Genomic DNA, 9,169 nt, shown 5'->3' with positions numbered 1-9,169 from the left:
TAGCGTCTCAAACGTTTAGATAGAAATGAATGAATTTAACCGAAATGCGAATAGATGCGTAAGCAGTCTGAAATTAAAAAATTGATGAAAAGGTATATAATTATAATCAGTCTTTTGGTAGGGAGCTATAGCAGTGTAGCGCAGGAGTTTTTGAATCCTGTGCAAAACCAATACATAGCAGATAATCCATACCTGATTTCTTCTGCTTATGCAGGGATCGGTGATTGCTGGCAAATCCGAGGTGTAGGCTTTGAACAGTGGGTAAACATCGAAGATTCTCCAGGTACACAATCCTTATCGATAGACGGTAGGATATCCGATCGCTCTGGGGTAGGTGCTATCTTATATAATGATGAGAATGGTTTTACCTCGCAAAAGGGGTTTCAATTGTCATTTGCGCACCATTTAACATTGGATGAATGGAGTAATCAATATTTATCCTTTGGTATCAGTTATAAGTTTACGCAGTTTGGAATTGATGCTCAAAGTTTTAATGATGGTAATCCAGATAACCCAATTAATCCAGGGTTATCAAATGTATCGGTAAACAACTCTAACTTTGATATCGGATTTTTATATCGATTAGGAAGATTTTTTATCAGTGCTAATGCGATTAACTTGTTAAAAAAGCAGTTAGATGACTTTAACCCTACTGAGCCTAACGTAATACAGAATTACTATGTATATACGGGTTATACGTTCTACCATAGGTTTAGTGATATGGAAATTGAACCCTCTATTTTATACCAAAACTTCGCCGGTGATGGACGTTCTACAACGGATATGAACCTTAAAGTTCGTAAACTATTAAAACGTGGAGATTATATATGGGGAGGGGTATCTATGCGTTCTATAGTAGATCAAGATTTTAAACCACTTTCGGTATCGCCTATGATTGGTATTAAAAAGGAGAATTTTTATGTGGCCTATGGCTATCAGGTTAATGTGAACGAAGTTTTTCAACCAACTACAGCGGCTGGTTCTCACATGATAACCTTAGGGTTTGATTTTGCGTGTAGACAAAGTAAATGTGGATGTACGTACTAAGTTATACGTAGAGACATATAAGATTAAACTAAAAGGAGCGATTTTCGCTCCTTTTTTTATGCCGTAAGTACGTATAAACCAAAGATAGTAACGATAAAGTAACAAGTAATGGTGAGCGCTCCTTGATAATCTTTTGCAATTCGTTGACCGAATAATAGCAATAATAAAGTAACACAAGAGATAAACATAGCGCTGATAGCTACTCCAGTACTATTATCAGATAAGAGATAGTAAATGCCGATAATTGCCAGTAAACCTGCAATGAGCTCCGTTATCAAAATGATGAATAAGGCCAGGGGTACCATTGCTGCAAGAAAAGTAGACGCAAAATGGTCGGTCAACCAGCTTATATTTCCTTTCCAATCACTGATTTTATCAATACCCGATTGTAAAAAGGTAATAAGTACAAAAAGTAGAATTGTAATTGCAACGATGTTATCTGTAAAGTTTTCAATCATGATGTTGTGTATGTGAGTTTTATAAGGGAGTTTAAGTTGCATTGCTTTTTTTATGCAATAAGCGGGTTAATTTTATCGACAAATCAGTTAGAATAATTTTTGCGTTTCCATTTCTTTCAATATGATACATAGCGTCTTGCAGCTCAGTGATAATCGCTATGATATTGGTGTCGTGAACAAATGGTGCAAATTTTTCCAATTGAAACCCTGCTGTTTTAGGTTCTAAAAACACAAGAGCATCCGCTTTATAGTTTAATAGCATGGCTTGTCTAAAAAAATCGATACAATAGGATAAAAATTGTTTTTGGGTTTCTCGTCCGGTAGCGGCTATGGATTCGCTCCATACAATAAGATCATTGATGGCGCTTTTGTTTCCTTTAGCTTTAAAAGCAGTGCGTACCCACTGAATAAACCAGTCTTCAAATTGTTCGTCTCCACCATCATGATGTAATAGATGCAGCGCCTTATTGTAGTTACCATTCGCTTGATGCGCAATTTTTAAGGCTTCATTTTCGGGTATGCCGTGGGTAACCATAAGCTCTTGTTGAATGACTTCTTCCCCTAAAGGTGGAAAATGTAGCACTTGACAACGAGAACGAATGGTCTGTATAATTTGCTCTTCTTCTTCAGTAATAAGAATAAAAATGGTCTTTTCTGGTGGCTCTTCGATCAATTTCAACAGTTTATTAGAGGCTGAGGTATTCATTTTGTGAGCCATCCATATCAGCATAATTTTATACCCCCCTTCATAACTTTTTAAAGAAAGCTTTTTTACAATATCTTGGGCTTCATCTACACCGATCTGACCTTGTTTATTTTCAATCCCTAGCGACACGTACCAATCAAAGATATTTCCATATGGATTTTTTTTCACGAAAGCGCGCCATTCCTCTGCGAAGGCGTCTGAAGTGGGATGCTTTTTAACTTTATCATTGGTAGCTACAGGATAAGCAAAATGTAAGTCAGGATGAGATAAATGTTCAAATTTTGTATTACAGGCTTGTTTGCCACCGGTATTTTCCCCGGCTTCATTAGCACATAATATATACTGTGCATACGCAATAGCCATGGGTAAGGTACCGCTTCCGCTTGTACCTACAAATAGTTGAGCGTGCGGTATTCTGCCACGGTCTGCGCTAGTGGTAAGATAACTTTTGATATGGGGTAAACCTAAAATCTGTTGAAAAAGCATAAGCAAATATAATTGTTACGATTCAAAGAAAAGGAGTAGTATCCAATATTCGGAAAAAATCAAGAGGATATGGAATGGTGTTATGGATATTTTGATACATCCGGTCATTTCCTAAAAAAGATATAAATCTTACTTTGATAAGTAATTTTATGGGTTAGATATGTGATTTTCTCTTTAAATACAATTATTTTCGTTATGCATAAAAGGATATAACAATCATGAAAACGATCAACGATTTTAATTTTGAAGATAAGAAGGCGCTAATACGTGTAGATTTTAATGTTCCGTTAAACGAGAATTTTGACGTTACGGATGACACCAGAATCCAAGCGGCAAAGCCTACGATCATTAAAGTACTTGAGGACGGCGGAAGTGCCGTGTTAATGTCTCATTTAGGGAGACCAAATGGGAAACAAGATGAGTTTTCGTTACGTCATATTGTTGAGGAGGTGTCTACCATTTTGGGAGTACAGGTAAAATTTGTCGAAGATTGTGTCGGTAATGAAGTGGAAGAAGCTGCTGCTGCGTTGGAACCAGGAGAAGTTATGTTAATTGAAAACTTGCGATTTTATAAAGAGGAAACGAATGGAGATGAAGGTTTTGCGAAGCAATTAGCGCTCCTTGGTGACATCTACGTCAATGATGCTTTTGGTACAGCACACCGTGCACACGCTTCCACGACTATAGTTGCTCAGTTTTTTGAAGGGAAAAAGTGCTTTGGAGCGCTTTTAGCCAAGGAAATAGAAAGCATTAATAAGGTTTTAAAAAGCGGAGAAAAACCAGTAACCGCGATTTTAGGTGGATCAAAGGTTTCTTCAAAAATTACAATAATTGAAAACATCTTAGATAAAGTAGATCACTTAATTATCGGTGGGGGAATGACCTATACCTTTATAAAAGCTCAGGGCGGTCAGATAGGCGATTCTATTTGCGAAGATGACAAGCAGGAACTGGCTTTAAATATCTTAAAACAAGCTGAGGCGAAAGGAGTAACGGTCCATCTTCCAGTCGATGTTATTGGGGCGGATGCATTCAATGACAAAGCGAATACCGAAATTATGGATGTAAATCTGATTCCTAATGGTTGGCAAGGGCTTGATGTGGGACCAAAAACCTTAGAAAATTTCAAAAAGGTGGTATTGGAATCCAAAACTATTTTATGGAATGGTCCCCTGGGTGTTTTTGAAATGGAAAGTTTTGCCAAAGGAACTATTGCTTTAGGTGAATTTATTGCTGAAGCCACTGAAAATGGTGCGTTTTCGTTAGTAGGTGGTGGAGATTCAGTAGCCGCTGTGAAACAGTTTGGTTTTGAAGATAAGGTAAGTTATGTCTCAACAGGAGGAGGCGCAATGTTAGAAAGTTTAGAGGGCAAAACCTTGCCAGGTATTGCTGCAATTCAGAATTAAGAATATATTCTTATTTAAATAATTAAAAACCAGCTATTTATGCTGGTTTTTTTAATCACTTTTTCTAATAATCATCTTTGTGATTTAGAAAAAAAGTGCGATTTTCGCAAGAACTGTTTATGGTAGGTGTGAAGGGATGCATTGTGCACACCTTCAATTGACAGCAACCATAGAAATTAAATTGTTAAGCATTAATTTATTACAATAGGTTATGAATAAAAGAGGGTTATTAATTTTCGCTTTTTTAAGTTGGGGGGCTATGGTGTTTGCACAGGATACGATATCTGAACTTAACAATGCTATTACTAGTAAAGATAGCTTAACAATAAAGGAACAGTCTAGTAAGGATAAAACAGCATCGATTGCAAATAAGGAGTTACAAAATATAACGAAATTAGCTCAAAATCCTAAAGATAGTTTAGCGTTTTTAAAGCGAGATCATCCTCAAATGGCAGCTCTGGATTCCTTATGGAAAGAAGAGCTATACAGCACGCATCTATTTGATACCATCTATAAATCTGTTACAGAATTGGATTACGAGCCTGTGGAATATAAGGATTTACCCACAGACACCTTGAAGGCTAGATTAGAAAAATTGAATGCTAGAACACCGTTTAATGTAGCATATAATCCTTCTTTAGAAAGTGTGATCAAAAACTACCTTAAAAACAGGCACGAGCACTTAGAACGATTAATAGGATTGAGCGATTTTTATTTTCCTTTGTTTGAACAAGAATTAGACAATCAAGATATTCCTTTAGAAATTAAATATTTAGCGATTGTAGAATCTGCGTTAAAGCCAAGAGCTAAATCCAGAGTTGGTGCCACGGGACTGTGGCAATTTATGTTTGGTACTGGTAAAATGTATGGGCTTGAGGTTAGTTCTTATGTGGATGAGCGTATGGATCCTATAATGGCAACCAAAGCGGCTTGCAGGTATTTAGCGAAGCTGTATCAGATGTTTGGCGATTGGGATTTGGCATTAGCTTCATACAATTCTGGACCGGGTAATGTAACTAAAGCCATTAGACGAAGTGGTGGTTATACCAATTATTGGAACATAAGACATAATCTACCAAGAGAAACCGCGGGGTACTTACCGGCTTTTTTAGCTACCATGTATATTTTTGAATATGCAGAAGAACACGGTTTAAAACCTAGAAGGCCAGAATTTACCTATTTTGAAACTGACACCATAAAGGTGAAGCAAATGATTACTTTAGATCAGGTGTCAGAATATATGGAGATTGATATTGAAGAATTACAATTTCTCAATCCATCCTATAAATTAGATATCATACCCTACATTGAGGACGAAAATTATGTATTGCGCTTACCAAGAGAAAAAGTAGGAGCTTTTGTAGCCAATGAAGAAAAGGTATATGAATTGGCTAAAGCGGAATTTGATAAAAGGGAAAAGCCACTACCACAGTATTTTGAAGCGAACGACAGAATCCGTTATCGTGTGCGTAGCGGAGATTATCTTGGTAGAATTGCGCGGAAGTTTGGCGTTCGGGTAAGTCAAATAAGACGATGGAATGGAATGCGTAATGATAATTTAAGAATCGGCCAACGCCTTACCATTTATCCAAGAAGACCAGTAGTCGATGTTCAGAAGCCTACTAAACCTACAAACAAGCCAACTACTCCAATTGACCCTAAGAATTTTGAAACATACACTGTGAAGGTAGGAGACACCCTTTGGAGCATTTCACAAAAATTTAAGGGCGTTACGGTAGAAAAACTTAAAATTTGGAACGATATTAGTGGTAGTGGAATAAAACCAGGAATGAAACTTAGAATATCTAAGTCCTAATCACTAAGCAAAGCATATGAAAAAAATAATTCTAGTAGTCTGTTGTGCAGCCTTATTAATCGGTTGTAAAAACGAAAAAAAAGATAAAACAAGCCGACCTGTGATGGCTATGGCCAAATCCGTAGGTAAAATTAACGAAGTTTCTGTAGTCATTGATCCACGGCTATGGAAAGGAAATATTGGAGATACTATTCGAAAATATCTTGCAGCAGAGGTTCCAGGGCTACCCCAAGAGGAACCCTTGTTTTCATTACGACAAATGCCAGAAAAAACATTCACGGGTTTTGCTACTAAAAACCGAACCTTTTTAAAGGTACATAAAGGAAGTACTAAAGGTTTTCAAGTACTAGAGAACAAGTACGCCAATCCACAAATTGGATTTGTTGTTACAGGAGAAACGGATGAAGAAATAGCTTCGGTATTACGCAAAAATGCGGCTAAAATTATTACCAGGTTTAAAAATATTGAACTGGCTGAAAAGCAAAGTAGAATTAAAAAATCTTTGGAGAAAATCCCACAATTAGAAGAAAAAATGGGTATCACCATGGATATACCCTCTGCCTATAGAATAGCAATTGAGGAGGAAGACTTTTTTTGGGTCCGAAAAGATATCGAACACGGTAGCATGAATATTATGATCTATGAAGTGCCGTTACAAACCATACAAAAGGATTCGAATACCATTGGTAGTATCATCAAAATGAGAGATTCTGTAGGTAGTAAAAAAATACCGACTGACTCGGGTAACTTCATTACCGAAGAGGCATATGCTCCTTATTTATACCAAATTACAATAGATGACAGGTTTACCTATGAAACTAAAGGGACCTGGGAGATCAAAGATCGATTTATGGCGGGTCCTTTCGTCAATTATGCTATAGAAGATAAAAAGAATAATAGATACGTGGTGGTAGAAGGCTTTGTATTTGCCCCATCAACGTATAAGCGCGATAATATGTTTGAGCTCGAAGCTATCATAGAAACGCTTTCTTTTAAATAAAAAACCAAATAAATATACAAAAGCTCCTAACCTAAGGTTGGGAGCTTTTCGCTTGCTACAAAGCTATTTGTTTAGCTATAATCCAGTATATTTAACGCCCAAAAAATGCTATTGTAATGAATTTAATTTCCTACATCGCCAATCAACTACCAGTAACGGAGAAACAAATCCATAATACAGTTAATCTCTTAGACGAAGGAGCTACAGTACCTTTTATTTCCAGATATCGGAAGGAAATGACAGGAGACTTGGATGAAGTAGCAATTGGAGAAATCGTAAAGCATAAATCCGCGTTTGAAGCTTTAGAAAAAAGAAAACAGTCTGTTTTAGAAAGCATAAAAGAACAAGAAGCCTTAACACCAGAATTAGAACAAAAGATTCTTAAAGCAATTACGCTAACTGAGGTTGAAGATTTATACTTGCCTTATAAAAAGAAAAAGAAAACCAAGGCTACGGTGGCCAAAGAGTTAGGATTAGAACCCTTAGCAAAGGTTATATGGGAGCAACGCGAAGAGGAAATAGGATACATAGCGTCTCAATATATCACCGATGAGGTGACTAACGAAGAGCAAGCTTTACAAGGAGCACGAGATATTATTGCAGAATGGATCAATGAAGATCAAAAAGTAAGAAATAGATTAAGACGGTTATATCAGCGAAAGGCCGCTATTAATACAGTGGTGGTTAAAACAAAAAAAGATACTGAAGAAGCCCAGAAATACCAACAGTATTTTGATTGGTCGGAACCTTTGCAAAAAATACCATCACACCGGCTGTTGGCTATTTTAAGAGCTGAAAAAGAGAAATGTATTCGGTTTAAAATAGAAGTACCTCAGGATGACGCATTGGATATTATCGATGAGGTTATGATAAAAACTAATGTGGAGCCTTGTACAGATCAAATGTTTATGGCCATAGCCGATGCTTATAAACGATTACTGGATCCGGCAATATCTAATGAAGTGCTCAATGAAGCCAAAGAAAGAGCTGATGAAGCCGCGATCAAGGTATTTGCGGATAATTTGAAACAATTATTGTTGGCTTCTCCTTTAGGTGAAAAAAGAATCTTAGCACTGGATCCTGGATTTAAATCAGGTTGTAAGCTGGTTTGCTTATCAGAGCAAGGAGATTTGCTGCATAATGAAAATATATATCCTCACCCGCCACAGCGTGAGGTTACCAATGCGATTAAAAAGGTAAAATCCTTAGTAAATGCTTATAATATTGAGGCGATTGCTATAGGTAACGGCACAGCTGCCAGGGAAACGGAGTTTTTTGTGAAAAAAATTCCTTTTGATAGAGATTTGCAGGTATTTATGGTTAATGAAAGTGGTGCATCTGTATATTCGGCTTCAAAAATCGCCAGAGCAGAATTCCCAAATTATGATGTTACCGTTAGAGGCGCTGTATCCATAGGTAGGCGTTTAGCAGATCCCTTGGCCGAATTGGTCAAAATAGATCCAAAATCTATTGGCGTAGGTCAGTATCAACACGATGTCGATCAGACTAAATTAAAGCAAGAGTTGGATACTGTGGTAATGAGTTGTGTAAATAGCGTAGGGATTAATGTAAACACCGCAAGTGTACCGTTATTGAGCTACGTATCAGGTATAGGTGAAAAGCTCGCAGAAAATATTGTTGCATATCGCTCGGAGAATGGCCCATTACAATCAAGAGAAGAACTAAAGAAAGTACCGCGCTTAGGGGGTAAAGCATTTGAGCAAGCCGCAGCCTTTCTACGAATAACAGCGCCAGATAATCCCTTAGATAATTCAGCTGTTCATCCGGAGCGTTATAAATTGGTAGCTAAGATGGCAAAGGATGCAGGGGTAAGTTTGCAAGCGCTTATTGGTAACAAAAAAGCAATAAACGAAATTAAAATTGATACATACATCAATGAAGAGGTTGGTCTACCAACTCTAAAGGATATTTTGAAGGAGCTTAACAAACCAGGGGTTGACCCAAGAACAACAGCAAGCGTTTTTGAGTTTGATCCAAACATAAAAACCATTGAAGATTTAAAAGCAGGAATGAAATTACCGGGACTGGTGAATAATATTACCAATTTTGGGTGTTTTGTGGATATAGGGATCAAAGAAAGTGGCTTGATTCATATCTCTAAATTAGCCAATGAATTTATAAGTGATGTTAATTCGGTAGTAAAGCTAAATCAGCAAGTAATGGTTACAGTGGTGGGGGTAGATTTAAGTAGGAAAAGAATTCAGCTATCCTTAATTGATTAGTTAGCTA

General features: G+C 37.0%; 7 protein-coding genes. 5 read left to right on the top strand and 2 right to left on the bottom strand.

Translation table 11 applies throughout. The features are described from left to right. Positions 1-84: 84 nt before the first annotated feature. Positions 85-1,047 (top strand): PorP/SprF family type IX secretion system membrane protein, encoded by a 963-nt coding sequence (locus EV197_RS02545; RefSeq protein WP_130285169.1) that lies wholly within the window; start codon positions 85-87, stop codon positions 1,045-1,047. Between the two features lie 56 nt (positions 1,048-1,103). On the opposite strand, the gene EV197_RS02540 is transcribed toward EV197_RS02545, so the two are convergent. Together EV197_RS02540 and EV197_RS02535 are read right to left on the bottom strand one after the other, a co-directional pair. Then, positions 1,104-1,547, bottom strand: coding sequence for a DoxX family protein (locus tag EV197_RS02540; protein WP_242610679.1), 444 nt, complete (start codon positions 1,545-1,547; stop codon positions 1,104-1,106). After that, positions 1,537-2,697, bottom strand: coding sequence for a DNA polymerase III subunit (locus EV197_RS02535; protein WP_130285168.1), 1,161 nt, complete (start codon positions 2,695-2,697; stop codon positions 1,537-1,539). Before EV197_RS02535 ends, EV197_RS02540 begins: the two co-directional genes overlap by 11 nt. Before the next feature lie 218 nt (positions 2,698-2,915). Between EV197_RS02535 and EV197_RS02530 the strand changes: the two genes are divergently transcribed. The 4 genes from EV197_RS02530 (at position 2,916) to EV197_RS02515 (ending at position 9,162) form a co-directional block, all read left to right on the top strand. Then, positions 2,916-4,103, top strand: a complete 1,188-nt coding sequence (locus EV197_RS02530) for a phosphoglycerate kinase (protein ID WP_130285167.1) — start codon at positions 2,916-2,918, stop codon at positions 4,101-4,103. A 211-nt stretch (positions 4,104-4,314) separates the two neighbouring features. Then, positions 4,315-5,919 carry a lytic transglycosylase domain-containing protein gene (locus EV197_RS02525; RefSeq protein WP_130285166.1) on the top strand — a complete coding sequence of 535 codons (1,605 nt, stop codon included), beginning with the start codon at positions 4,315-4,317 and terminating at the stop codon, positions 5,917-5,919. A 16-nt stretch (positions 5,920-5,935) separates the two neighbouring features. Next, positions 5,936-6,919 (top strand): DUF4837 family protein, encoded by a 984-nt coding sequence (locus EV197_RS02520; protein ID WP_130285165.1) that lies wholly within the window; start codon positions 5,936-5,938, stop codon positions 6,917-6,919. Positions 6,920-7,035: 116 nt separating this feature from the next. Further along, positions 7,036-9,162 (top strand): Tex family protein, encoded by a 2,127-nt coding sequence (locus EV197_RS02515; protein ID WP_130285164.1) that lies wholly within the window; start codon positions 7,036-7,038, stop codon positions 9,160-9,162. Positions 9,163-9,169: the final 7 nt, after the last annotated feature.

Origin of the sequence: Aquimarina brevivitae (assembly GCF_004216895.1) — a bacterium.
In the GTDB taxonomy this organism is placed as follows: Bacteria; Bacteroidota; Bacteroidia; order Flavobacteriales; family Flavobacteriaceae; genus Aquimarina; species Aquimarina brevivitae.
This window is presented reverse-complemented; position numbering and strand designations above follow the sequence as displayed.